This window comes from Bacillus sp. EB106-06-01-XG163 (genome assembly GCF_058791615.1).
Map to the genome: position 1 here is coordinate 17,516 of NZ_JBYTDS010000003.1, position 25,684 is coordinate 43,199.

Here is a 25,684-nt window from a genome sequence, read left to right on the forward strand (position 1 = left end):
TCTCTTTTAACTGCCTCCATTATACACGATATGGACAACATGAATCTAGGAATAAGCGCAGATAATTTTTTCCAAATGGGTGCCGCCTTGGTGCATTACTATGCCCGGTCCGCTTTTATTATTATGGAAACTGAAACTTTTTTTATACATGTCCGTATGAAAACGGGGGAGTGAGAAGTTTGGGAGAATTATTGAATGCAAACATTGTCTGCGCCGGTTATGCTGACAGGCCGAAGGTGATTTCTGATGTATCTCTGTCAGTCAACGCGGGTGAAATTGCCGGTTTAATCGGAGCGAACGGCGCGGGGAAAAGTACAGTGATAAAGGCGGTTCTCGGGCTTTCCCGGGATATAGAAGGCGGTATTGAGTGGAATGATTCATCTTATGCTTACATACCGGAGCGTCCGAGTTTTTACGATGAACTGACGCTTTGGGAGCATCTCGAGCTGACCGGGTCATTGCGGGGCATGGAAGGGGAAGAATGCCGTGAGCGTGCAGGGCGGCTGCTTGAAGAGTTTTCGCTGACGTCTGTAAAACATGATTTGCCTTCCGGTTTTTCAAAAGGGATGCAGCAAAAATTGATGCTCATACAGGCATTTTTGGCGAAGCCGGATATTTACATCATTGATGAGCCTTTTATCGGACTTGATCCGATCTCAACGAAGCTGTTTACCGACATGCTGATTGCTGAGAAAGAAAGGGGCGCGGGGATTTTGATGTGCACTCATGTTCTGGATACGGCGGAAAAAATCTGCGACCGGTTTTATTTGCTGGATCAGGGCGCTCTGCTTCTTCAAGGCACGTTAGAGGAGCTTCAGGAAAAAACGGGGAGCCGTTCACTGCTGGATTGCTTTTATTCAGCGGTTCGGAGCAGTCAGCGATGACCGGGCGGGCTTTGTTTTTTCAAAGGCTGTTTCATTATTGGCGGTATCAATGGAAGGTGTTTCAGACGGTCATTGATTGGACGGTCGCGCTGTATATCGTTCTTCCCGCTGCCGCATTTGCCGTTTATCAATATGCTGAATGGCTGAACGGCAGGGGGCTTCTTAATGGAGCGGCAGGAGTATTAGGATGGGGCTGGCTGTATGTATTCAGTGCCCTGCTATTGTGCACGGGTTTTATTCATACCTTTTTGCTGGAAGCGGATCACGTATTTTTGGTGCATGCAAAACATCTGATGCAAAAGCTGAAACGGTACGCGCTTTTGTATTCGATGTTCCTTTCCCTTATCAAATGGGGTGCGCTTGCCGTATTGTTATTTCCCTTATGGCGCCAATACGGTGACTGTACCTTACCGGCATATTCGGGTATGTTTTGCTGTCTGTTCGGCTTCCATACCGCAATATTAGCGGTGCACCGGCACAGAAAAAACAGCAGGCGGACATTCGGGAATCAGGCGGCGGGCTGGCTGAAAGTGATGGTTCTGATGGCGGGTGCGTTTTTTATGATCGTCTTTGCCGCCGAATGGTATTGGCTTTGGCCGGCGGGATGTATATTGTTCATCTGTTCCGCTCTTTTGACTTGGAAAGGATCGGAGACATTATCAGCCTTTGAGGAAGAAGTGCTTGAGGAGAACAGGCGCAAGCTTTCATTCGCCGCCTCTGTTTTGATGCTCAGCCATGATGTGCAGCTCCCGAATGGTAAACATAAAGGGCGGAGCAAGCCGTTTTTATATCCCGGCTCAAAGCACATCTTTACAAAACGGTCGGCGTATACGGCGTGGAAAGAATTGTTCTTTAAAGTGCTGATTCGAAACGGCGGGTATCTCCGGCAGCTTTACCTTTTAACCGCGGCTTTTACGGCTCTTATTCTCGTTCTTCCGCTCTTAGTGAAGCCGGCAGTCCTCATTTTGTTTGCGATCGTCAGCCGCTATGCCGCGTCACTTTTATTTGACCGGATCACGGATAAACCGGTTTTAAGCGGTATCAAGAGAGACAGTGATGACTATTTCAGGGCGCGAAACAGCGCATTAACCGTCATTCAAATCATCTGTTCCGCCTGGTGTCTCATTGCCGCGATTCTTTCCGTTCTTTATATGTGAAAATCCCTTTCCGAAAAAGGAAAGGGATTTTTCTTAATGTCCGTTCAAAATAAAAAGCTGAATAAAAAACAGCACGGCGAAGATGATGACTAAAGGATGGATTTCGCGCCATTTTTTCTTAGCTACTTTAACAAGCGGATATGAAATGAAGCCGAGTGCGATTCCGGTTGAAATACTGGACGTTAGAGGCATCGCCAAAATGACGAGAAAGGCCGGGAACGCTTCATCAAGCTCATTCCAGCGGATATTCGATACCGCACCCATCATCAGGCTGCCGACAATAATCAGAGCCGGTGACGTAATCGCGGACACTTCCGATAAGACGCTGACAAGCGGGCTGAAAAACATGGAAACGGCAAACATAACGGCAATCGTCAGCGCCGTCAGACCCGTTCTTCCGCCGGCCGCCACACCTGCTGAAGATTCAACGAACGCGGTCGTCGGGCTGGTGCCGAAGATGCTTCCCACCGTTGTAGCGGTCGAATCAGCCAAAAGCGCTCTTCTGGCATTCGGCAGCTGATTGTTTTTGATCAGTCCCGCTTGTTCGGCGACACCGATCATGGTGCCGGTCGTGTCAAAAATCGTAACGAGAAGAAAAGAAAACACAACAGCGTACAGACCGTGATGCACGACATCCCCGAGGGCTCCGAACGGATTTGTGATTAAAAGCCCCTCCGGCAGGCGCGGGAAGGACATGAATCCTTTCGTGAAATGAATCTGACCGGTCAAAAAGGCAATGATAGCGGTCAGCGCCATTCCGATGAACAGAGCCCCGTTAACATTCAGCACCATCAGTACAATACTGATGATAAGCCCGATAAGCGTTAAAATGACGGCGGGCGAATGAAGATCGCCGAGTGCGACCAGATTAGATTTATCAGCCGTGATGATTCCGGATTGGCGTAAGCCGATAAAAGCGATAAATAAGCCGATGCCGGTCGTAATTCCGTATTTTAAATTGTCCGGAATCGCTTCTATAAGTTGTTTTCTTAAAGGCGTTAACGATAAAATAATAAAGATGACTCCCGCGATAAAAACGGCGCTGAAAGCCGTCTGATACGTAATGCCGCTGCCTGTGCCGACAACGTGAAAGGCGAGATACGCGTTTAAGCCCATGCCGGGGGCAATGGCGATCGGAAAATTCGCAGCGAGAGCCATCCATAAAGTTCCGACAATGGAAGCGATAATCGTCGCGGTGAACACCTGGTCAAACGGAATTCCCGCATTGGAAAGGATCACCGGATTGACGACAATGATATACACCATTGTGAAAAAGGTGGTCAATCCCGCGGTAATTTCTCTTTTTATTGTCGTTTGATGCTTGTCGAGATGAAACATAAGTACCTCCAATGACGAACATTTTTTCAAAACATCATCTATATTATTCGTTTTATCGACATTTTGCAAGTCTTTATCAAGAAAGGGGATTTGTGATGAACTGGGAAGTTGAAGTCATCAGAAACAAAGAAGATCTGATCCGTGACACGCAGAAGTTTTTGCAGATCAACAGCGTAATGGACGAATCAACAGCCGGTCCCGGCCGGCCGTTTGGAGAAGGCGTCAATGCCAGCCTGACGTCACTGCTGGAATTCGGTGAAAAAGAAGGCTTCACCGTAAAGAATCTTGATGGCTATGCGGGCCATATTGAATGGGGAACGGGTGATGAAATCGTCGGCGTTCTGTGCCACGTCGATGTCGTTCCGCCCGGAGACGGCTGGACGAGCGATCCGTTTTCAGCTGATATCAGGGACGGCCGGATATATGCCAGAGGCGCCATAGATGATAAAGGGCCGACAATGGCGGCGTTTTATGCGCTGAAAATCGTCAAAGACATGCAGCTCCCTTTATCCAAACGCGTGAGAATCATCATCGGAACGGATGAAGAAAGTGATTGGAGATGCGTGGATCACTACTTCAAACACGAAAAAATGCCTGACATCGGCTTTGCTCCTGACGCGGATTTTCCGATCATTAACGCGGAAAAAGGAATTATAGATGCATCACTGCGCATTGTAAAAAGCGCTTCTGACAAAGACGCAAAAAACGGGCTTCTGTCATTCCGTTCAGGACTGCGCTTGAACATGGTGCCGGATGCGGCTGAAGCGGTTATTGAAGGGGACGGTCTTGATGCCGTGCACGCATATTTCAGCAAATGGCTTGAGCAGTCAAAAACACAAGGTGAAGCAATTTCGGAAAATGGAAAACTGACGCTTCGGGTATACGGAAAATCATGCCACGCGATGGAACCGGATAATGGTGTCAATGCCGGCTTAAAGCTTGCTGAATGCCTTAACGGAACAGAGCTGGATGAAGCCGGAAAGCACTTTGTCAAAACCGTCAGTGACTATTTTTTAAATGATACACGAGGCAAAAAACTGAAAATTGATTGCAGGGATGACATCAGTGGAGAGCTTACATTGAATGTCGGCACCTTTACATACAGAAAGGGTGAGGAAGGAGAACTCGGCATCAACATCCGTTATCCCGTCACTTCAGACAGCAAAGTCATCCGTGATGCTTTTACGTCTGCTGAAGAATTCCGGCTTGAAGAATTTAAAGACAGCAAACCGCACCACGTTTCTGCCGATCATCCACTCGTAAAGACGCTTCAAAAGGTTTACGAAGGACAGACGGGAAAGAAAGCGGATCTGATTTCAATCGGCGGAGGAACGTATGCGAGATCCCTTTCGGCGGGCGTCGCGTTCGGGCCGCTGTTCCCCGGCCGGCCTGACAGCGCGCATCAAAAGGATGAGTACATTGAAATCGATGACCTTCTCCGGTCAACCGCTTTATACGCCGAAGCCATTTATGAGCTTGCCAAGTGATAATAAAAAGGGACGCCGAAAGCGGCATCCCTTTTTATCATTCAAATGACCATAAATCCGTTGATAAATAACGTTCTCCCGTATCGGCCGTCATACAGATGACGATCTGTTCGGAAGGGAGGCGTTTTGCGGTTTCAATGGCGGCGAAGCAGGCGGCGCCTGAAGACGGGCCGACGAGTATACCTTCTTCCCGGGCCAGACGGCGTGTTGTCGTATACGCATCTTCATCAGATATTTTCATGATTTCATCGTAAACGTCCTGATTCAGTATGCCGGGAATAAACCCGGGGCTTGTCCCGACAAGCTTATGAGCGCCGGGTTTTCCGCCAGACAGGACGGGAGATCCCGCAGGCTCGGCGACATGAACAATCATATCCGGGAAAAGCTCTTTCAGCGTTTCTCCGGTTCCGGTAATGGTTCCGCCCGTTCCCGCCGTTGCCACAAAAGCACCGAGCGGTCTGTTGAGCTGCTGAACGGCCTGATAGATTTCAATGGCGGTCGTTTTTCGGTGGGCATCTGGATTTGCGCCGTTATCGAATTGCATCGGGATAAAACTTCCCGGAATCTGTTCGGCGAGTTCTTTCGCTTTTTTGATGCTGCCGGGCATTCTTTCCGCCCCCGGTGTTAACACAACCTCCGCGCCGTACGCTTTCAGGAGGTTGATGCGTTCTTTCGTCATCGTGTCAGGCATGACGAGGATTGCCTTGTAGCCGCGCGCCGCCGCGTTCATCGCCAGGCCGATGCCTGTGTTGCCGCTTGTCGGTTCGATGATGACAGAGCCGGGTTTTAAATGCCCGCTGTTTTCCGCCTCAATGATCATATTGTAAGCCGCTCTGTCTTTGACACTGCCGCTCGGGTTAAACGATTCTAATTTTAAATAGACCTGTGCTGCATGTTCTGGCTGAAGACGATTGAGCTTTACGATCGGTGTGCCGCCGATCAGCTCCGCCGTGCTGTTTACGATTTTCAAGGCCGGCTCATTCCTTTCTGTATAAAACGTTCGGTACATAATATCCTATCATAATGAGCGGACAGGGTTCTCCTCTCCGCTTATCCGTTTTATAATAACACCATAACCAAAGAGGGGGAGATCCTCGTATGAAAGCTTCATTGCCGCATTATTTTATCGGCATTCCGATTCCGGCTGACATTGCTGAACCGATTTGGGAAGCAGCCGAAAAGGAGCCGGCGTTAACATTCAAAAAATGGGTGCACCCGCATGACTATCATATTACACTCATTTTTCTCGGAGCCGCGGATGAAGAACGGCTTGCGAAATTATCGTCTCTGCTCGCAGATGCTGCGTCGGCAGCGCAGCCGTTTACCGTACAGTTTCAGCATCTGGATATTTTCGGCGACCGCAGACAGCCGAGAGTGCTTCACCTTGAGCCCGAACGGAATGAACTGCTCTTTGATTTGCGGGAAAAAACAAAACAGGCTGTTTTGAAAGCCGGTTTTCAAGTGGAAAAACGCCCGTATCACCCTCATATGACGATGGCGCGGAAGTGGGCGGGAGACCGGCCGTTTCCTGACGATGTGCCGTTTGAAAGCGGCAGGGTGCAAAGTGCCGTCAGCCGGTTTTCCCTGTTTCAGACCCATCTTGACCGGTCGCCTAAATACGAAGAAATCGCACAGTTTCAATTGACATAAACAAATATTCGGAGTGGAGAAATCACATGGCACAGATCATCAAAATTCACGACTGCATATCCAGATATGAACTTGATCCATATCATTATATGAACCAGTTTATCCGGCTGAAGAAAGAACGCTTTGAGGCGCTTCTTGAAGCGTTTGACCGGATGACGGAAGAAAAAGAAACGGAAACGGCTGCAGGCGGGGAAACCGATCAAGCGCCGGCCAGGAAAAAATTTTCCTTAAAAAAGAGAAAAGAAGAAAATACGGCCGATATAAATGAAAAGAGGCACCAATGGTTTGATGAGCCGGAGGGAGAAGAGGCGCTGTTCGGGAATCTCCCGTCTCGAAAGTCTGAGCTCGCGCCTTTTTTCAAAGATCAGCTGTATGACTTTCAATTAAAATGGGCGAGCTCCACGCTTTCTCAAAAGTCTGAGCTTTCGCAGGCGGTCAAAAGGGACAGGATGTTAAAAATGCTGGCTCAAAAGCTGCCCGATTCCTATTTTGTGATGTATCATCCGGTTCTGCAAATTCAGCAGGCGTCCGTTGAACTGAGCATGATCATCATCTCGCCGCTGGAGATTTTCTGCGCTGCTTTTATGGAAGCGGAAGAGGACAGCGTATATATCGGATCAAAACACCGTTTTTGGGAAGAAAGAGGCTCCGGCAGCACGCGTCAAGTATTGAATCCGTCTCTCAGCCTGCACCGGACAGGCTCGGTCGTTTCGCAAATCGTAAAAGAAAAGCAGGCCGACATTCCCGTGCGGAAGCTTTTGCTCAGCAGAACGTCTTATATTGATTACCCGGAGCCGCCGTACGGGCTGGAAATAGCTGATAAACGGACTGCCGCAGAGTGGCTGGAAAAGCAGCAGAAAAATACGGCGCCGATCAAGCACCACCAGCTGAAGGCGGCGAAGGCTCTTTTGTCTTACGGCTTGAGCGATTCAAGCCGGAGACAGGAATGGCTTGATTAAAACGGATGTTTGCCGGCTGTCTCTTCATCTATGAAGCAGGTGAAAACAAACGATGAGTCAATGGTTTTTTATTATTAATCCGGTCTCAGGAGGCGGGCGGGGCCGGCGTGTCTGGAAATCAGTTCAAAAAGAGCTGACCAGGCGCGGGGTCAGCCACCGCTCTTTTTTGACCGGGCATCCCGGACATGCGGAGGTGCTGGCGAGGCAGATTTCAATGATGCAGGATCATAAGCTTAAGCGGCTGTTCGTCATCGGCGGTGACGGGACGATGCATGAAGTCATTAACGGACTGAAAGGAACGGATCAGATTGAGCTGACCTTTGTGCCTGCCGGTTCGTACAATGACTTTTCCAAAGGGCTCGGTATTAAGAAGTCGGCGCTTCTCCAAGAAATCAAAAGTCTGCACCGCCCGCTCACACGGAAATTTTTTGCGGGAAACATCAACTTTTTTCATGACAAAGCGCAATCACTTTATTTTATTAACCACCTGTCTGTCGGCTTCGATGCCTCAGTTTTGAAGGCAGCCGCGAATTTTCCGTTATCGCGCGTTCTTCGGTTTTTGCGTCTCGGCTTTGTGATTTACCCGCTCGCGCATTTACATACGGCCTCGGGGTTTCAGCCGTTCAGGTTTGTTTGCACGGCAGACGGCCAGAGGCGTGAATTCCGCAATGTCTGGTTTGTCATTGCGGCTAATCACCCTTATTACGGAGGCGGCATGAAAGCGGCGCCTTCAGCAAATCCCCGTCAAAACCATTTTGATATTGTCATCGCAGAAAACCTGTCCTTTTTCTCGCTGTATCGTTTTTTATGGGCGATGAGCTTCGGCCGGCATATCAAAATGGACGGAGTGACGATGATAAAAGGGAAGGAATTCGTTTTTGAAACAGATGGGAAAATTCCGTTTCACGCTGACGGCGAGCTGATCGGAACGACGCCGTTTCGGCTTATGCCGGGCGGTACACCGTTGAAAATAAAAACATAATAAACAAATGAAACCCGTCAAATGTTTCACGGCAAAGAGCGGTTCGCGGCATAAATCTTCAGAATTCACAGGTGTTCTTGCTAGTTTTGCTTGACGAAGTTTGTGCTGTAGCGCTAAAATTTATAGGACGGCTATTGATTAGCATATGAGACTCTCAATAGCTGTCTTTTTTATTCTCATGAAATTGTTTATGACAGGCCGCTCCGCCAATAGAGAAAGGCTGGAGGCCTATTCTAAAATATTTTAAGAAATGATGGGTTGAACATTGATATGAACTGGTTGGGACAATTACTAGGTAGCGATTGGGAGATCTTCCCCGCCGGAGGAGCTACAGGAGATGCATATTATGCGAAACATAACGGCCAACAGCTTTTTTTAAAACGTAATAGCTCGCCCTTTTTAGCCGTGTTATCCGCCGAAGGCATTGTTCCGAAGCTGGTTTGGACGAAACGGATGGAAAACGGGGACGTCATTACGGCTCAGCATTGGATGGCGGGCAGGGAGCTGAAGGCAAAGGATATGAGCGGACGCCCGGTGGCTGAGCTGCTCCGCAAAATCCACACATCAAAAGCTTTGCTCGACATGCTGAAAAGATTGGGAAAAGAACCGCTTGATCCGGGCGCCCTTTTGTCGCAGCTGAAGCAGGCCGTCTTTGCCGTGCGGCAATTTTCGCCGCTTATTCAGGAAGGCCTTGCTTATTTGGAAGCTCATGTGGATCAGGTGCAATTCGGTGAAAAAGTCGTTTGCCATTGTGATGTGAATCATAATAACTGGCTTCTGTCTGAAGACAACCAGCTGTATTTAATAGATTGGGACGGCGCCATGATAGCTGATCCGGCCATGGATCTCGGCCCTTTATTGTATCATTACGTCGAAGAGCCAGCGTGGGACAGCTGGCTTGGGATGTACGGCATGAAGCTCACGGAAGGGCTTCGGCTGAGGATGGCGTGGTACATGTTATCGGAGACCATCACCTTCATCGCCTGGCACAAATCAAAAGGAAACGACAAAGCGTATCATGATGCCATGGAAGAGCTTCATGCCCTGATGAAGCGGATTGTCAAGTAGTCAGGAGTACGAATCCATCTGCTCCACCCATTGGGACAAATGGTTTTGGTGCTCCTGAATATGCGTGTCGATGGAATCGGCCGTGATGCCGGACTGGCTGTAGCGGTAGACATCCTCGAGCACGTTTTTTATATTTGAATCAAGCCCGGTGTTGGCCATCAGTGATTTGATGACGCGCTCCAGCTGTTCATACTCGGCAACCGTGCCGCAGCAATCCAATTGATGGTCGGCCAGTATGTCCTTTAATAACCGGACCTGATGTTCGCTTGTTAAGCCCATGATTCATATACACATCCTTTCTGTGTCATACATTGTGCAAAGCGGTGCGGTTTTATGCATCACATGAGTGTTCCGGACCGGGGAGCCTCTTTTTTTATGCAGCCGGCGCCTTTAAAAGGCGCTTGCGGCTCTTTATGTTTCATGGTATGTTGTTACTCGAAATTATAGATAGAGGTGTCAATCATATGAGAATGCGCCATAAACCTTGGGCGAATGATTTTCTGGCAGAAAACGCTGACATCGCCATCAGTGATCCGGCCCAGTATAAAGGGCGGTGGAACACGGTCTTTGGCAATGACAACCCGATCCATATTGAAGTCGGTACGGGAAAAGGGCAGTTCATTTCAGGAATGGCCAAGCAGAATCCGGATATCAACTATATCGGGATTGAGCTGTTTAAAAGCGTCATCGTCACTGCCGTCCAAAAAGTTAAGGACAGCGGGGCTCACAATGTCCGTTTGTTAAATATAGACGCGGAAACACTGAATGACGTATTTGAACAGGGAGAAATCAAGCGCGTATATCTAAACTTTTCTGACCCGTGGCCGAAAAACCGCCACGAAAAGCGCCGTTTAACATTTAAAACGTTCTTGAAAAAATACGAAGAAGTGATGGGCGAAACAGGTGAGATTCATTTTAAAACCGATAACCGCGGTTTATTCGAATACTCTCTGAAAAGCTTTTCCGAATACGGCCTGCTTCTGACGGAAGTCAGCCTTGATCTGCACAACAGCGATCCGAAGGGCAATATTATGACAGAATACGAAGAAAAATTCTCCGCGCTCGGCCAGCCGATTTACCGGGCCGAAGTTGAATGGAGAACAAAAGACAGACTCTGATGCGGGAGTCTGTTTTTTTATGCCGCCATTTGCTACCATTACATCAGGAGGGATCAAGATGGAGACATTGAATATTGGGAATATTTCATTAACATGGCTGGACGGCGGTGTAACACATATGGACGGCGGAGCGATGTTCGGCGTTGTTCCGAAACCTTTATGGTCGAGAAAATACCCCGTAAATGACAAAAACCAGATTGAATTAAGAACAGACCCGATTCTGATCAGAAAAAACGGCCTGAATATATTGGTTGACGCGGGTATCGGCCGAGGGAAGTTCTCTGATAAACAAAAAAGGAATTACGGCGTAACACAGGAATCCAATCTGAAACAATCTCTTCGTGACCTCGGGCTTTCCTGTGAGGACATTCATATTGCCGCGATGACCCATCTTCATTTTGACCATGCATGCGGCCTGACGGAGTACAGCGGAGAGGAGCTTGTCTCTGTTTTCCCGAATGCCCGCATTATCACTTCTGCAACAGAGTGGCGCGAAATGAGAAACCCTAATATCAGATCGAAAAATACATATTGGAGAGAAAATTGGGAGGCGGTACAAGATCAGGTCGAAACCTTTGAAAACGAGTATCAGCTGACAGAAGGCATTACGATGCACCACACCGGCGGCCACAGCGACGGCCACAGCGTCATCGTCTTAGAAGACGGTGGGGAGGCGGCTGTGCATTTTGCCGACCTGATGCCGACGAATGCGCATAAAAATCCGTTATGGGTGCTGGCCTATGATGATTATCCGATGACCTCTATTCCAGAAAAGCAGAAATGGCAGACGTTCGCGGCAGAAAAAGACGCCTGGCTGATTTTCTATCACGACGCGATTTACAGAGCGGTAAAATGGGGAGAAGACGGCGAAGTGGCTGCATCTGTCAAACGGGAGAGAAAATAAGCGGATCGATGATTTACCTGTATGAATTTCGGGAATAAAAGCAAACCTAAGACAAATTGCTTTGAAAGGAAGAGACAGGTGAATCAATTTCAAGTGACCAAAGATGGAGAAATCAAAACAACTCTGCGCGGATTAGAAGTGCTTTCTACGCCTTTTTTAAATAAAGGGGTGGCCTTTACACAGGAGGAAAGAAAGGAACTCGGGCTCGAGGGGTTTCTGCCGCCGAAAGTATTGACAATCGAAGAGCAGGCGAGGCGTGCCTACGAACAATTCAGTTCGCAGCCTGATGAGCTGAGCAAAAATGTGTACTTGACCGCTCTCCATGATCGGAATGAAACGTTATTTTACAGGCTGTTAAATGATCATTTAGGCGAAATGCTGCCGATCGTATATACGCCGACCGTCGGCACTGCGATCCAGCGTTACAGCCATGAGTACAGAAAACCCCGCGGTCTGTATTTGTCAATAGATGACCCTGAAGGAATGCGCGCCGCATTTCAGCAGTTCGGAAAAAATGAAAACATTGACTTAATCGTTGCGACAGATGCCGAGGGCATTCTGGGAATCGGTGACTGGGGCGTCGGCGGCATCGCCATTTCTGTCGGAAAACTTGCGGTGTATACGGCGGCGGCAGGAATTGATCCGTCACGAGTGCTTGCGGTCGTATTGGACGCGGGGACAAATCAGGAAAGCCTCTTAAATGACCCGCTGTATGTCGGAAACCAGCATTCAAGAGTGCGCGGCGAGAAATATGACCGCTTTATTGATGAGTATGTCTCGCTTGCCCGGGAAACATTCCCGAATGCGCTGCTTCATTGGGAGGATTTCGGTACGGCTAACGCCCGCGGCATATTAAAACGGTATAAAGATAAAGTCTGTACGTTTAACGATGACATTCAAGGAACGGGCGCGGTATCGCTTGCAGCTGTTTTAGCGTGTGCAAAAGCATCAAAAGTGCCTTTAAAAGAGCATAAAGTCGTCGTCTTCGGCGCGGGAACGGCCGGTATCGGAATTGCTGAGCAGCTGCGCGAAGCCATGGTGCATGACGGATTAAGCGAAGAAGAATCCTACAGCCATTTTTGGTGTATCGACAGAAACGGATTGTTAACGGATGATATGAAGGACTTGCGTGATTTTCAGGTTCCGTACGCGCGCCCTGCTGATGAAGTAAAAGAGTACGGCCGCAGCGGTGAAGGCGGATCAATTGATCTGGCGGAGACGGTGCGTCAGGCCAAGCCGACGATTCTGATCGGCACATCCACCGTATCAGGCGCATTTACGGAAGAAATCGTCAAAGAAATGGCCTCGCATGTCAAACGGCCCGCTATTTTGCCGATGTCAAACCCGACGACATTATCAGAAGCAAAACCTGAAGATTTGATTAAATGGACGGAAGGCCGCGCGCTTGTCACTACGGGTAGTCCGTTTCCGCCTGTTGCGTATAACGGCGTTACCTACCATATCGGACAGGCGAACAACGCGCTCGTATTCCCGGGACTCGGACTCGGCACGATTGTGACAAAAGCAAGGCTCATTACGGACAATATGTTCGTTGCCTGCGCGAATGCCATCGCCGGTATGGTGGACGTCGGCAAGCCGGGGGCGCCGATGCTTCCAAAAGTGGAGGATCTCAGGACGGTATCGGCAACTGTGGCGGTAGCTGTAGCAAAAGCTGCGATTCAGGACGGTGTAGCGGAAACGGAACCCGAGGATCTGATCCAAGCGGTGCAGGACGCGATGTGGCACCCCGTATATAAACGAATTCGGCCGATGTAACCGAATAAAGCCCAAAACGCTGATGGTTTTGGGCTTTATTTTTTGCTTGTCCGAATTATGAGGCGACAGAATCAATGACATCGACAATCTGGCCTGTTTTTGCATTGACCATAACTTCATATTGCTCCAGTTCGCCGAATGCCGAACGTGTCACGCCGGTCTTGTATACCTGGATGGTTTCTCCGTTTACCTGGTAGGGCTCCGGCTCTGTGTAAATCCATGATCCGTCTATCGGCCCGCGCTGTTTAAAAGCCGCTTTCACGATACGGAGCGCTTTTTCTGAAGAGATATAAGGTTTCATCGCATACTTTTTCACTGCGATGGCAGCGCATAATCCGACTCCTGCACCTAAGAGAAAATGACGTAATTTCAATATGAAGCACCTCCAATTATGTCGTAGTTTTTATTATACAGAAGATGCCAGACGGTGTTAAGTAAAGCGTCGGTTTTCCAGCCCATTCAATCTGAGCGCTTGGAAAACGGTTGTTTTTCTAATAAAATAAAAGCATTACATAGAAATGAGGGGAAAATATGAATGAGGAAACGAAAACGCTTTTCCGGACGCTGACGCAGCTTCCCGGTGCACCGGGAAATGAACATCAGGTCCGCTCCTTTATGAAACGGGAGCTTGCGAAATATGCGGATGACATCGTGCAGGACAGACTCGGAAGTGTTTTCGGAGTAAGGCGCGGCGCTGAAGATGCGCCGACCGTTATGGTAGCCGGCCATATGGACGAAGTCGGGTTTATGGTAACGCAGATTACGGATAACGGCATGCTGAGATTTCAGACGCTCGGCGGCTGGTGGAGTCAGGTGCTGCTTGCCCAGCGCGTCGAGGTGCAGACGGATAACGGACCGATTATCGGCGTCATCTCAAGCATCCCGCCCCACATTTTAACGGATGCCCAGCGCGCAAAGCCGATGGAGATCAAAAATATGATGATTGATATCGGTGCCGATGACAGAGAGGACGCGGTCAAAATGGGGATCAGACCGGGACAGCAGGTCGTGCCTGTCTGCCCGTTCACCCCGATGGCCAACGAGAAGAAAATATTGTCCAAAGCGTGGGATAACCGCTACGGCTGCGGGTTAAGCATTGAACTATTAAAAGAGCTGCACGGAAAAGACCTGCCGAACAATCTGTACGCCGGGGCCACCGTTCAGGAGGAAGTCGGCTTGAGAGGGGCGCAGACAGCGGCCAACATGATTCAGCCTGATCTCTTTTTCGCGCTTGATGCCAGCCCGGCAAATGATATGAGCGGCGATAAGGAGCTGTTCGGCCGTCTCGGCGAGGGGGTGCTGCTCCGCATTCTCGACAGAACGACGGTCATGCACCGCGGGATGAGAGAGTTCGTCCTTGATATGGCGGAAACGCACAATATCCCTTATCAATATTTCGCTTCAGGCGGGGGAACGGATGCCGGACGGGTCCACATATCAAACAGCGGGGTTCCGTCTGCCGTCATCGGCATTTGTTCAAGATACATTCATACAAATGCCGCCATCATCCATGTCGATGATTATGCCGCGGCGAAAGAAATGCTCATTAAGCTGGTCATGGCGAGTGACAAACAGACGGTCGAAACGATCAGAGAAAATGTGTAAAAAAATAAGCAGGACCGCATAAAGGCGGCCTGCTTATTCTGTTTCAAATAAATAAGAGAGTGCTTTCATCGCTTGATTGACGGTTTCGACCGTGATATTCGCTTTTCCGGAAAGCTCTTTCAGCGGATGATGAAGTTCTTTCGGACGGATGAGAATGAGCGGCTTTCCTTTTGCGATGGCATAAGAAGCATCCATCGCGGTATTCCACTGCTTATATTTCTCGCCAAACAGGGCGATCACAAAATCGGCTTTTTCCATCAGCACCTCTGTACGGAAATTGTTGATATCAGAAGCTCTGGCGTCTTTTAAAACAGAATCGGGCTGCACGCCCATAATCTCTTCTCCGATATTGTCTGAGCGTTCATGGTTTTCCATCGGGCCGACAAACGTAATCGGCAGGTCCAGCGCTGTTGCTTTTTGTTTGATCTCGTCCCGCCAATCACTGTGGATTTCACCCGCTAAATACACGACAAACTGCATCTTTTGCCCCTCCTTATGTACATATTCATATTTTCGTACGGCTACAAGCAAAATGGTAAACGAAACTTGCTTGATAATGCAAATGAAATATGATAATGATATTGCATATAGTTGGTCTTGCCGTAAACAGTCTGGTATGATCCAATTGGACAAACATCAGCATATAAAAAACTCATAATCCAGATGGAGGAATGACAATGAAAAAGATTGAAAGCACGGAAGAATTGCAAAAAGCGGTACAAGACGATTGGGCGGTATTTATGTTTTCAGCGGATTGGTGCCCGGACTGCCGCTTTGTGGAGCCGTTTCTCCCTGAGCTGGAAGCGGACTTTCCTGAATTCACTTATTACTACGTAGACCGCGATCAATTTATTGATACATGCGCAGAATGGGAAATTTACGGCATTCCGAGCTTTGTTGTGTTTAACGGAGGAAAAGAAGTGAACCGCTTCGTCAGCAAAGACCGTAAAACAAAAGAAGAAATTGAGCAATTTTTAACCGATTCCCTTGCTAAAGCATAAAGGAGGCCACGGGCTTTGAAAATGACGTCAAGGAAGCTGGCGGATTTATTAAAACAGCGCCTGCAGCACGAGAACCGATCCTTCTTTTTTGACAGAGAAAAAGACACCCTCCGTGTTGAGGATCAAACGACCAAAAAAGGCATCACATTGGAGCTCCCGCCGATCATTGCGAAGTGGGAGACGAAAAAAGAAGAAGCGATCGACGAAATCGTCTACTATGTGTCAGAAGCGATGGAGGCGATGGAAGGAAGCGGACAGGAGATGTCCGGAAAGGAAGCCGGAATCTATCCGGTCATCCGCTCCACATCATTTCCCGATCAAACGAGTGACGGCATTCCGCTCGTGTATGATGACCATACGGCCGAAACGAGAATCTACTACGCGCTTGACCTCGGCAAGACGTACCGCTTAATTGACAGCCGTATGCTCGAGAAAGAAAACTGGACAAAAGAACGGATCAGGGAGACGGCGTCATTCAATCTCCGCTCTCTTCCTTCGGTCGTGAAACAGGATACGGTTGCGGATAATTATTTTTATTTTTTCAGGGCGAATGACGGCTATGACGCCAGCCGGATTCTCAATGATTCGATTCTTCATGAATACAAGCAGGCCGCTGAAGGCGAATTAGCGATTTCCGTTCCGCATCAGGATGTATTAATACTTGCTGACATTCGAAATGAATCGGGTTATGATATTTTAGGGCAAATGTCCATGAGCTTCTTTGCAAGCGGCACGGTGCCGATTACGGCCCTTTCATTTCTGTATAATGAAGGCAGACTGGAACCTGTGTTTATCATGGCGAAAAGCCGGCCGAAAAAGGATTAGAAAGGATTTTTCTTATGAACGCTTTTTACAATAAAGAAGGTGTGGGAGATACGCTTCTGATCTCTCTTAAAGATGCAGCACGCGAAGAAATCGGCTATGAAAGAGAAGGCGATGTCGTCAGAATCTTTAACAAAGAAACAAAAGAAACGACGGGCTTTAACATTTTTAACGTGTCTTCTTACTTACAGATTGAGGACAACGGCCCCGTCGCTTTGTCTGAGACATTCGTACAGGATGTGAATGAAATACTGAACAGAAACGGCGTTTCAGAAACGCTGACGGTTGACCTTTCTCCGAAATTTGTTGTCGGTCACGTTGAATCGAAAGAAAAACATCCGAATGCGGATAAACTGAATATCTGCCAAGTGAATGTCGGAGAGGAAACCCTCCAAATCGTTTGCGGCGCGCCGAACGTGGACAAAGGGCAAAAAGTCGTCGTCGCTAAAGTCGGCGCGGTGATGCCGAGCGGACTTGTGATTAAAGACGCTGAATTAAGAGGCGTTCCGTCAAGCGGCATGATCTGCTCCGCGAAAGAACTCGCTTTGCCGGATGCGCCGGCGGAAAAAGGGATTCTTGTTCTTGAAGACAGCCGCGAGGCCGGCGAAGCATTTCAATTCTAACTCCCATAAATAAGCGCACAGAATCGAATGATGTGAGAGAAAGCCGTTAAGCAGGCCTGCTTAACGGCTTTCTTCAGTTGGGAGCTTAATCTTTTCTGAGCCGCCCGGCAATGGTATACTAAATATCGTCCCAGACTACTAAAAAGGGAGTTAGAGAGTGATTAAACATGAGTTGGCTGAATAAATTTTTTGACTTATTTTTAGGTGAAAAAGAAGAAGAGCATGAACGTGAACCAAACACGCATGCCCAAATCCCGAAACAGCAGATACCGGATCAGCCAGAAGGCAAATTCACGCGCATGGAAGATCCTAAAATATATTACGAATATCCGAAAGGGAATTTCCGCTTCCCCGTCGTTCCGGACGGCTATAAGCGAACGGAGCAAAACCAAAGACAGCGGGAAAGGCACGAACGCCGCCAGCCGTCCCGGGATTATGCCGCCGGGAAGGAGCAAACCGAGCGGAAACAGCATACACATAAAGAGCCTGAAACGGTGAAAAAGCCCTTTAAACCGTCATCCATTCCTTCACCGGTTTACGGCTTTCAATCTCAGCACAGCATAAAAAAAGCGCCTATATCCGAAAAGCGGCGTGAAGAGAACGTAACATTGCTGTCAGAGGAGCAATTTGTTCCGCTAAAAGCCGGTCAGGAAACAGAAAAAGAGCCCGTCTTCACAACATCCGGCATAACAAAACAGACGAATGACCGGCCAGAACCGTTTGCGAAACAAGAAACGGAAGAAATCCCGGCCGTTAAAAAAGAGGAGCTTCACACCGAGGCTGAGAATGCAAAAGAGCAAGTGTTTGCAACAGCAGAACCGCAGCAGACTGAAGAGCGGGAGCACACGGAAAGCGCGGAGTCTGCCGGCTTTACAGAAGAACAAGAGCATGAACAAACCCGCCCGCAGCCTATTAAAGAGCCTGAGTATGAAGCATCCCGAACGGCTGACAACACAGAGGAACAAGCTGCGCCGCAGGAGGAATATCAGGAGCCTGAGCCGGAAAAAGCACCGCCTTTTGAAACCGCGGAAGAACCGGTGTATACATACACAGAACCCGGATACGAAGAGGAAGTTCAGCCGCAGGCTGAAGACAAGCCCGAATCAGCTGAAACCGACGCGAAACAGGAAGCAGACTCTCAGCCTGAGTACAATGAAGTCACGCGGCATTCAGACCCCGAGCCTGAACCTGCAAGCATCGAGACGGCCGATGCCCCGTCCCGGCCTGCCGAAGAAAAAACGGAGCATCACGGACAGCCTCAGCCTGTGAAAAAAGCGGAGCGGCCGAAAGAGCGCAATGTTCCGTTTAACGTCATGATGCTTAAAAGCGATAAACACAAGCAGGCGAAGACGCCAGAGGGCGGAGCGAGCTATGTCTTTCCGAATCTGTCGCTTCTGGACGTACCGCCGGCGCAAAGACATGACGACCAATCGTGGATTGAAGAACAGCGCGAGCTTTTAAACGTTACACTGAAAAACTTTAATGTGCGCGCCCAAGTCGTTCATGTCACACAAGGCCCGTCCGTCACACGTTTTGAAGTGCATCCTGAGCCCGGAGTGAAAGTAAACAAAATTACAAACTTAGCAGATGATATTAAACTGAGCCTGTCTGCCAAGGATATTCGGATTGAGGCGCCGATCCCCGGTAAAAACACGATCGGCATTGAAGTTCCGAACCGCGTAAGCAAAGTCGTCGATTTAAGGCAGATGATCAGAAGCGCCGCTTTCAGGACGAATCCGTCTCCGCTTACAGCCGCGCTCGGTGTCGATATTTCCGGAAACCCGGTCGTCATTGATTTGAAAAAGATGCCGCACGGGTTGATAGCGGGTGCGACAGGATCGGGAAAAAGCGTCTGCATCAATACCATTTTGGTCAGTCTGCTTTATAAGGCGGATCCGAGTGATGTCAAAATGCTTCTGATTGATCCGAAAATGGTCGAGCTTGCGCCTTATAACCAAATTCCGCATTTGGTCAGCCCCGTCATCACGGACGCCAAAGCCGCGACCGCCGCGTTAAAATGGGTTGTGGAAGAGATGGAACGGCGATATGAACTGTTTGCACATTCGGGTGTGAGAGATATCGGCCGCTTTAATGAATTAACCGCCGATCATAAGACAGGCGAAAAGCTTCCGTACCTCGTAGTGGTCATTGATGAGCTTGCTGATTTAATGATGGTCGCGCCGAACGATGTGGAAGAAAGCATTGCCAGAATCGCGCAGAAAGCGAGAGCCTGCGGCATTCATCTGCTTGTCGCGACACAGCGTCCGTCTGTCGATGTCATTACCGGAATGATCAAGGCAAACATACCGACGAGGATTGCATTCTCCGTCTCAAGCCAGGTAGATTCCAGAACGATCATCGACATGGCGGGAGCGGAAAAGCTGCTCGGAAAAGGCGACATGCTGTACTGGGAAAACGGTACCGGAAAACCGGTGCGCCTGCAGGGCAACTTTGTATCCGACAGAGAAATTGACCGCGTCGTCTCTCATGTCAGAAAGCAGCTGCCGCCTTCTTATTTGTTTGAACAGGAAGAACTGATCAGGCAGGGAACCGCCCTCAAGGAAGAAGACGAACTGTTTCCTGAGGCGTGCCAATTCGTCGTGGAGCAAAACAGCGCCAGCACCTCAAGCCTTCAAAGAAGGTTCAGAATCGGTTATAATCGCGCCGCGAGGCTGATTGACATGATGGAAGCCGAAGGCATGATCTCAGAAGCGAAGGGCAGCAAACCCCGTGAAGTGCTGATTACGGCCGCTGACATTGCTCAAGAATAAGAATATCGTTCATTTTTCTCACAAACATGGTATGATAGTGGATGGACCATCAAAACTGCATCACTGTCACGCGCTGAAATATCATGCGGCAGGTTTAATCAAAAAGAAAGTTACAGATACTGACGATAACGTAAAAATAAATGGAAGCGCCGCTGTGCGGGCTTTTTGCCCGCGGCGGTCGCAAAATGAAATGAGCGTCATATACTGGGGAACAGATAGACGTTTGTTGGAGGTACGATTATGACTGTTTATCATTTTGTTGGAATAAAAGGGACAGGTATGAGCCCGCTTGCTCAAATCCTGCATGATACAGGGTATCAGGTGCAGGGATCGGATATCGAGAAGCAGATTTTCACTCAGGCTGCCCTTGAAAAAAGAAATATCCCGATCTATCCGTTCAGCGCCGATAACATCAAACCCGGCTTAACGATAATCGCCGGAAACGCATTCCCTGATTCTCATCCGGAAATCGCAAAGGCGCTCGCTGAAGGGATTCCTGTCATCAGATATCATAAATTTTTAGCTGAATATATGAAAAAATACACAAGTGTCGCGGTAACGGGCGCACACGGCAAGACGTCCACAACGGGCCTCTTGGCACACGTGATGCAGCAGGCGAAGCCGACTTCGTTTCTTATCGGGGACGGAACGGGCAAAGGAAATGAAAGCAGCGAATACTTTGTATTTGAAGCTTGCGAGTACCGCCGTCATTTCTTAAGCTATCAGCCTGATTATGCGATTATGACGAATATTGATTTTGACCACCCTGATTATTTCGCCAACATTGACGATGTGTTTGATGCTTTCCAAAACATGGCGCTTCAAGTTAACAAAGGCATCATTGCCTGCGGTGATGACGAGTACCTGCCGAAAATTCACGCCAATGTGCCTGTCGTGTATTACGGCACGGGAGAAGAAAATGATTTTCAAGCGAGAAACATCGTGAAAAATACGGAAGGCACGACATTTGACGTCTTTGTCCGCAATACGTTTTACGATACGTTCTACATCCCGGCATACGGGCATCACAATGTCCTCAATTCCTTAGCGGTTATTGCGCTCTGCCACTATGAAGAGATAGACGTGAACATGATTAAGCGCGGACTTGAATCATTCGGCGGCGTCAAACGCAGATTCAATGAAAAAGTGATCGGCAGCCAGGTACTGATCGACGACTACGCCCACCATCCGACTGAAATCAAAGTCACGATTGAGGCGGCGCGCCAAAAATATCCCGAACGTGAAATTATCGCGGTATTTCAGCCGCATACGTTTACACGGACGCAATCATTCCTTGATGAATTCGCAGAAAGTTTAAGCGCGGCCGATCGCGTGTATCTGTGTGACATTTTCGGCTCAGCCCGCGAGAACGTCGGCAAGCTCACGATCACGGATCTTCAGGAAAAAATCGATAACGCAGAACTCATTGAAGAAAATGACACATCCGTGTTAAAAGCGCATGAAGGCGCAGTGCTGATCTTCATGGGCGCCGGAGACATTCAAAAATATATGAGAGCCTATGAAAACGTCATAGCGTAACGAAAAAGCAGTGGGGCTCTCACTGCTTTTTTGCGCGTGCTGCAAAGGGATTTACCGAGAAACGGAGAAATAGTATACATACAGATCTTTCATATATGTTTATCATTTTAAGAATTGGGTATATACCACTATATCCTGCATTAAGGAGGTATTAGATGATCATCATTCTTTACTTAAGTGTCGCACTCATTGCCGTTGCATTTCTCATCCTCGTCATCTATCTGTCCAAAACATTAAAGTCCGTGCAGATGACTTTAACAAACGTTGCCTCGACTTTAGACGGCCTTGAAGGGCAGATGAAAGGCATTACCGCAGAGACAACCGAGCTGTTACATAAGACAAACCGTCTCGCGGAAGACATTCAGGAAAAATCAGAGAAATTAAATACGGTTGTCCATGCTGTCCAGGAAGTGGGAACTTCCGTCCAGCAGTTTAATACATCCATAAAGCAGGCAGCAGGTTCCGTTACGGCCTCTGTAAGAGAGAATCAGGATAAGATCAGTCAGGTTGTCACCTGGAGCCAGGCCGCTATGGAAATATGGGACAAGTGGAAGCAAAAGAAAAAAACATCGCTTTAATCATAAGAAAAATCCACTAAGGAGGAATCATAATGAGCAAAGATGGAATCAATAGTAAGGATTTTTTAATCGGAACGCTGATCGGGGGAATTATCGGCGCGACAACGGCGTTGTTTCTGGCGCCTAAATCAGGTAAGGAGCTGCGCGACGATCTCGGCAGTCAGGCTTCTGCGTTAAAGGATAAGACGGACAGAATGACGGCCGACGCGAAAGAAAAAGGCTCTCAATATGTCAGCATCGCCAAAGACAAAACATCTAATATCACCCAGCTGGTAGCTGATCAGTCAGGCCAGATTATGAATAAAGTGAAGGATTTAAAAGACCGTTCTAAGAGCACACTAACCGAGAAAGCCGAAGAGACGAGAAGCGAAATGCAGGACACGGCCCAAAGCATCAAGGCCGAAGCGGAAGACGCCGGGGAAAAAGCCGGTCAGGCAAATCGCTGATCCTCAATAAGGAGAGATAACCGACATGACAAAACAGCTGATATCGTCTGAGGAAGAGTTCAAAAATGCCGCTGAGAAAGAAAACACGCTCGTGTTTTTGAAACACAGCACAACCTGCCCGATCAGCCAAGCCGCGTTTCAGGAGTTTGACGCCTTTGCATCGGCGCATTCGGAAGTGCCTTCTTATTACCTGCAGGTGCAGGACAGCCGGCCGCTTTCAAACTATATCGCCGAGACATACGGCGTGAAACATGAAAGCCCGCAAGTATTCGTCATTGCAAACGGCGAAGTGAAATGGCACGCGTCTCATTCACAAATCACAAAAAACGCAATAGAGCAGCACCTTTCATAATTGCTGGCCGCCGGTTGATACCGGCGGTTTTTTTTTTGAAAAAAACTATTGATCATTTCAGCCGGATCATGTAGGATATCAATATATACTGCTTCAACGCATAAAAGCTTAAAAGCGTTTTTGTGATAAAGTAGAATGTGAAAAAATTTATTATTTCATATTCCTATTTTCGCATAACTGTAGTAAGATGCATGTTAACCATTAAAATAAAACATAGCATAGAAGGGATGAAAAAGATGAGCAACAAGGAATTAGAGAGCCTAAGACAGCAGGCAGACGCACTAAACTTAGAAATCCTTAAATTAATCAATGAACGCGGAGCCGTTGTAAAAGAAATCGGTAAAGCAAAGGAAGCACAGGGTGTCAACCGATTTGACCCTGTCAGAGAGCGTACAATGCTTAACCGCATTATTGAAAGCAATGACGGCCCATTTGAAAACTCAACGATCCAGCATATTTTCAAAGAAATTTTCAAAGCCGGACTTGAACTTCAAGAAGAGGATCACAGCAAAGCGTTGCTCGTCTCCCGGAAGAAAAAAGCAGAAGATACGATCGTTGACATTAAAGGTGAAAAAATCGGTGACGGCGATCAGAGATTCATCGTCGGACCTTGTGCCGTAGAAAGCTATGAGCAGGTTGCCGAAGTAGCGGCCGCAGCGAAAAAACAAGGCATTAAAATCCTGCGCGGGGGCGCGTTTAAACCCCGCACAAGTCCGTATGATTTCCAAGGTCTCGGCGTAGAAGGCCTGCAAATTCTTAAACGTGTCGCTGATGAATATGACCTCGCGGTGATCAGTGAAATCGTAACGCCCGCCCACATTGAGCAAGCGATTGATTACATTGACGTCATTCAGATCGGCGCGCGGAACATGCAAAACTTTGAATTGCTGAAAGCCGCCGGTTCCGTTAAAAAGCCGGTATTGTTAAAACGCGGTCTTGCCGCAACAATTTCAGAGTTCATCAATGCAGCTGAATACATCATGTCACAAGGAAACGACCAAATCATTCTTTGTGAGCGCGGTATCAGAACGTACGAAACGGCAACGAGAAACACACTCGACATTTCTGCCGTGCCGATTTTGAAACAGGAAACTCACTTGCCGGTGTTTGTTGACGTCACACATTCAACAGGCCGCCGCGATCTCCTGCTTCCGACAGCAAAAGCGGCGCTTGCGATCGGCGCTGACGGCGTGATGGCCGAAGTTCACCCTGATCCTTCCGTTGCCCTTTCAGACTCTGCGCAGCAGATGGATATACCTGAATTCGAGAAATGGCTGAACGAATTAAAGCCAATGCTGAAAGTAAAAGCATAATACAACGTTCCGCTCTTTAAAGGCCGCCACGCGCGGCTTTTTTTTCGTATCTTCATTTTATTTAATTATAAAATGAAAGTGAACGTTTTCATCACTGGGAAAAACGTGTATAATTTCATGAGAGATATTTAAATTTGATGAATAATGAAAAATAATGTACACTACTGACTTACGCTTACAATCATAAACGACAGAATGCGAAATCGTACGACATTTCTTTACATAAAGTGTTTATGCTATAGATAAGGATAAGTGTATCCAGTAAAAGGAGTGGTTTCAGTGAGCAACATTACGATATACGATGTGGCCAGAGAAGCAAATGTCAGTATGGCGACTGTTTCCCGCGTCGTGAACGGCAACCCGAATGTAAAACCGACGACCAGAAAAAAAGTATTGGAAGCCATTGATCGGCTCGGCTATCGCCCGAATGCGGTGGCAAGAGGGCTTGCAAGCAAAAAAACGACTACGGTCGGCGTCATCATCCCTGATATCTCAAGCATTTTCTACTCTGAACTTGCGCGTGGAATTGAAGATATCGCGACGATGTACAAATATAATATTATTTTAAGCAACTCGGACCAAAATCTTGAGAAAGAACTGCATCTGTTAAATACGATGCTTGGCAAACAAGTGGACGGTATCGTATTTATGGGCGGCAACATTACGGACGAGCATGTCGAAGAATTTAAGCGCTCTCCTGTGCCGATCGTCTTGGCGGCATCAGTGGAAGAACAGGGCGAGACGCCTTCTGTCGCCATTGATTATGAACAGGCGATTTATGATGCCGTTAAGCTTTTCATTGATAAAGGGCATCGCGATATTGCACTCGTCTCCGGACCGATGCAAGAGCCGATCAACCGTTCGAAAAAACTGCAAGGGTACAAACGGGCGCTTGAAGAAGCGGCGATTCCGTTTAACGAGCAATTCGTAGCGGAAGGCGATTACACCTATGATTCCGGTATGGAGGCGCTTCAAAGCTTGATGGGCCTTGACCGGAAACCGACGGCGATTCTTTCTGCGACGGATGAAATGGCCCTCGGCATTATCCATGCGGCCCAAGATCAAGGTCTTTCGATTCCTGATGATCTTGATATTATCGGTTTTGACAATACGAGATTGAGCCTGATGGTCCGCCCTCAGCTTTCAACAGTCGTGCAGCCTACGTACGATATCGGCGCCGTGGCGATGAGACTTTTGACAAAACTGATGAACAAAGAGCCGGTTGAAGAGCAGATCGTCGAATTGCCTCACCGCATCGAATTAAGACAATCAACCAAGTCATAAAAAAACGGAAAAGCAAGCTTCACTCTG

At 48.2% G+C, this 25,684-nt stretch carries 26 protein-coding genes; 21 read left to right on the forward strand and 5 right to left on the reverse strand.

The features are described from left to right. Nucleotides 1–179 precede the first annotated feature (179 nt). Both AC3WTF_RS04080 and AC3WTF_RS04085 read left to right on the forward strand, forming a co-directional pair. Nucleotides 180–884 (forward strand): ABC transporter ATP-binding protein, encoded by a 705-nt coding sequence (locus AC3WTF_RS04080; RefSeq protein WP_007408794.1) that lies wholly within the window; start codon nt 180–182, stop codon nt 882–884. Then, nucleotides 881–2,041 carry an ABC transporter permease gene (locus AC3WTF_RS04085; protein WP_032868328.1) on the forward strand — a complete coding sequence of 387 codons (1,161 nt, stop codon included), beginning with the start codon at nt 881–883 and terminating at the stop codon, nt 2,039–2,041. Before AC3WTF_RS04080 ends, AC3WTF_RS04085 begins: the two co-directional genes overlap by 4 nt. Before the next feature lie 33 nt (nt 2,042–2,074). Here AC3WTF_RS04085 and AC3WTF_RS04090 read toward each other — a convergent pair whose 3' ends face one another. Then, nucleotides 2,075–3,379 carry an NCS2 family permease gene (locus tag AC3WTF_RS04090; RefSeq protein WP_032868326.1) on the reverse strand — a complete coding sequence of 435 codons (1,305 nt, stop codon included), beginning with the start codon at nt 3,377–3,379 and terminating at the stop codon, nt 2,075–2,077. A 95-nt stretch (nt 3,380–3,474) separates the two neighbouring features. Here AC3WTF_RS04090 and pepV point away from each other — a divergent pair, with 95 nt between their 5' ends. Further along, complete coding sequence (pepV, locus tag AC3WTF_RS04095) at nt 3,475–4,866, forward strand: dipeptidase PepV (protein ID WP_020956228.1); 1,392 nt, start codon at nt 3,475–3,477, stop codon at nt 4,864–4,866. A gap of 37 nt (nt 4,867–4,903) precedes the next feature. On the opposite strand, the gene cysK is transcribed toward pepV, so the two are convergent. Then, entirely contained in the window at nt 4,904–5,875 is a 972-nt protein-coding gene (gene cysK, locus AC3WTF_RS04100; RefSeq protein ID WP_020954278.1) for a cysteine synthase A, read from the reverse strand. Between the two features lie 89 nt (nt 5,876–5,964). Between cysK and thpR the strand changes: the two genes are divergently transcribed. From thpR to AC3WTF_RS04120, 4 genes are all read left to right on the forward strand, one after another. Next, the gene (thpR, locus tag AC3WTF_RS04105; protein ID WP_007408788.1) at nt 5,965–6,516 is read left to right on the forward strand and encodes an RNA 2',3'-cyclic phosphodiesterase; all 552 of its coding nucleotides are present in this window, start codon (nt 5,965–5,967) and stop codon (nt 6,514–6,516) included. Nucleotides 6,517–6,542: 26 nt separating this feature from the next. Continuing rightward, on the forward strand, nt 6,543–7,475 hold the full coding sequence (locus AC3WTF_RS04110; protein WP_108724774.1) for a hypothetical protein: 933 nt from the start codon (nt 6,543–6,545) through the stop codon (nt 7,473–7,475). A 52-nt stretch (nt 7,476–7,527) separates the two neighbouring features. Then, a complete protein-coding gene (locus tag AC3WTF_RS04115) occupies nt 7,528–8,457 on the forward strand; it encodes a YegS/Rv2252/BmrU family lipid kinase (protein WP_007408786.1) in 930 nt (309 codons plus the stop codon). Between the two features lie 270 nt (nt 8,458–8,727). Then, the gene (locus AC3WTF_RS04120; RefSeq protein ID WP_003152355.1) at nt 8,728–9,525 is read left to right on the forward strand and encodes a phosphotransferase family protein; all 798 of its coding nucleotides are present in this window, start codon (nt 8,728–8,730) and stop codon (nt 9,523–9,525) included. Here the strand turns inward: AC3WTF_RS04120 and AC3WTF_RS04125 are convergent, their stop codons facing one another. Continuing rightward, a complete protein-coding gene (locus tag AC3WTF_RS04125) occupies nt 9,526–9,804 on the reverse strand; it encodes a YtzH-like family protein (RefSeq protein WP_003152357.1) in 279 nt (92 codons plus the stop codon). Nucleotides 9,805–9,989: 185 nt separating this feature from the next. Here AC3WTF_RS04125 and trmB point away from each other — a divergent pair, with 185 nt between their 5' ends. The 3 genes from trmB to AC3WTF_RS04140 all read left to right on the forward strand — a co-directional run bounded on the left by trmB (nt 9,990) and on the right by AC3WTF_RS04140 (nt 13,323). After that, a complete protein-coding gene (trmB, locus tag AC3WTF_RS04130) occupies nt 9,990–10,643 on the forward strand; it encodes a tRNA (guanosine(46)-N7)-methyltransferase TrmB (RefSeq protein ID WP_021494471.1) in 654 nt (217 codons plus the stop codon). A gap of 58 nt (nt 10,644–10,701) precedes the next feature. Continuing rightward, entirely contained in the window at nt 10,702–11,547 is an 846-nt protein-coding gene (locus tag AC3WTF_RS04135; protein WP_020956223.1) for a YtnP family quorum-quenching lactonase, read from the forward strand. A 78-nt stretch (nt 11,548–11,625) separates the two neighbouring features. Beyond that, nucleotides 11,626–13,323 (forward strand): NAD-dependent malic enzyme, encoded by a 1,698-nt coding sequence (locus AC3WTF_RS04140; protein ID WP_007408782.1) that lies wholly within the window; start codon nt 11,626–11,628, stop codon nt 13,321–13,323. Nucleotides 13,324–13,378: 55 nt separating this feature from the next. On the opposite strand, the gene AC3WTF_RS04145 is transcribed toward AC3WTF_RS04140, so the two are convergent. Beyond that, nucleotides 13,379–13,696 (reverse strand): PepSY domain-containing protein, encoded by a 318-nt coding sequence (locus AC3WTF_RS04145; protein ID WP_003152366.1) that lies wholly within the window; start codon nt 13,694–13,696, stop codon nt 13,379–13,381. 158 nt (nt 13,697–13,854) lie between these two features. Here AC3WTF_RS04145 and AC3WTF_RS04150 point away from each other — a divergent pair, with 158 nt between their 5' ends. After that, nucleotides 13,855–14,928, forward strand: a complete 1,074-nt coding sequence (locus AC3WTF_RS04150; RefSeq protein ID WP_003152370.1) for a M42 family metallopeptidase — start codon at nt 13,855–13,857, stop codon at nt 14,926–14,928. A gap of 33 nt (nt 14,929–14,961) precedes the next feature. Here the strand turns inward: AC3WTF_RS04150 and AC3WTF_RS04155 are convergent, their stop codons facing one another. Then, nucleotides 14,962–15,408 carry a YtoQ family protein gene (locus AC3WTF_RS04155; protein ID WP_014418659.1) on the reverse strand — a complete coding sequence of 149 codons (447 nt, stop codon included), beginning with the start codon at nt 15,406–15,408 and terminating at the stop codon, nt 14,962–14,964. A 197-nt stretch (nt 15,409–15,605) separates the two neighbouring features. On the opposite strand from AC3WTF_RS04155, the gene AC3WTF_RS04160 reads away from it, so the two are divergent. The 10 genes from AC3WTF_RS04160 to ccpA all read left to right on the forward strand — a co-directional run bounded on the left by AC3WTF_RS04160 (nt 15,606) and on the right by ccpA (nt 25,657). After that, nucleotides 15,606–15,929: a thioredoxin family protein gene (locus tag AC3WTF_RS04160; protein WP_003152373.1), complete on the forward strand. Its 324-nt coding sequence runs from the start codon at nt 15,606–15,608 to the stop codon at nt 15,927–15,929. A 15-nt stretch (nt 15,930–15,944) separates the two neighbouring features. Beyond that, complete coding sequence (locus tag AC3WTF_RS04165) at nt 15,945–16,754, forward strand: DUF1444 domain-containing protein (RefSeq protein WP_012118213.1); 810 nt, start codon at nt 15,945–15,947, stop codon at nt 16,752–16,754. 14 nt (nt 16,755–16,768) lie between these two features. Continuing rightward, nucleotides 16,769–17,374, forward strand: coding sequence for a YtpR family tRNA-binding protein (gene ytpR / locus AC3WTF_RS04170; RefSeq protein ID WP_003152375.1), 606 nt, complete (start codon nt 16,769–16,771; stop codon nt 17,372–17,374). A 167-nt stretch (nt 17,375–17,541) separates the two neighbouring features. Continuing rightward, nucleotides 17,542–20,145 carry a DNA translocase FtsK gene (locus AC3WTF_RS04175; RefSeq protein WP_047936036.1) on the forward strand — a complete coding sequence of 868 codons (2,604 nt, stop codon included), beginning with the start codon at nt 17,542–17,544 and terminating at the stop codon, nt 20,143–20,145. A gap of 240 nt (nt 20,146–20,385) precedes the next feature. Then, nucleotides 20,386–21,684 carry a UDP-N-acetylmuramate--L-alanine ligase gene (murC, locus tag AC3WTF_RS04180; protein WP_020956217.1) on the forward strand — a complete coding sequence of 433 codons (1,299 nt, stop codon included), beginning with the start codon at nt 20,386–20,388 and terminating at the stop codon, nt 21,682–21,684. Nucleotides 21,685–21,839: 155 nt separating this feature from the next. Then, nucleotides 21,840–22,262: a DUF948 domain-containing protein gene (locus AC3WTF_RS04185; protein WP_007408777.1), complete on the forward strand. Its 423-nt coding sequence runs from the start codon at nt 21,840–21,842 to the stop codon at nt 22,260–22,262. Between the two features lie 32 nt (nt 22,263–22,294). Beyond that, entirely contained in the window at nt 22,295–22,708 is a 414-nt protein-coding gene (locus tag AC3WTF_RS04190) for a YtxH domain-containing protein (RefSeq protein ID WP_003152380.1), read from the forward strand. 25 nt (nt 22,709–22,733) lie between these two features. Then, nucleotides 22,734–23,060 (forward strand): bacillithiol system redox-active protein YtxJ, encoded by a 327-nt coding sequence (ytxJ, locus tag AC3WTF_RS04195; protein WP_007408776.1) that lies wholly within the window; start codon nt 22,734–22,736, stop codon nt 23,058–23,060. A gap of 236 nt (nt 23,061–23,296) precedes the next feature. Further along, nucleotides 23,297–24,373, forward strand: coding sequence for a bifunctional 3-deoxy-7-phosphoheptulonate synthase/chorismate mutase (locus AC3WTF_RS04200; protein WP_003152383.1), 1,077 nt, complete (start codon nt 23,297–23,299; stop codon nt 24,371–24,373). 279 nt (nt 24,374–24,652) lie between these two features. Next, complete coding sequence (gene ccpA, locus AC3WTF_RS04205) at nt 24,653–25,657, forward strand: catabolite control protein A (RefSeq protein WP_015240399.1); 1,005 nt, start codon at nt 24,653–24,655, stop codon at nt 25,655–25,657. Nucleotides 25,658–25,684 lie beyond the last annotated feature (27 nt).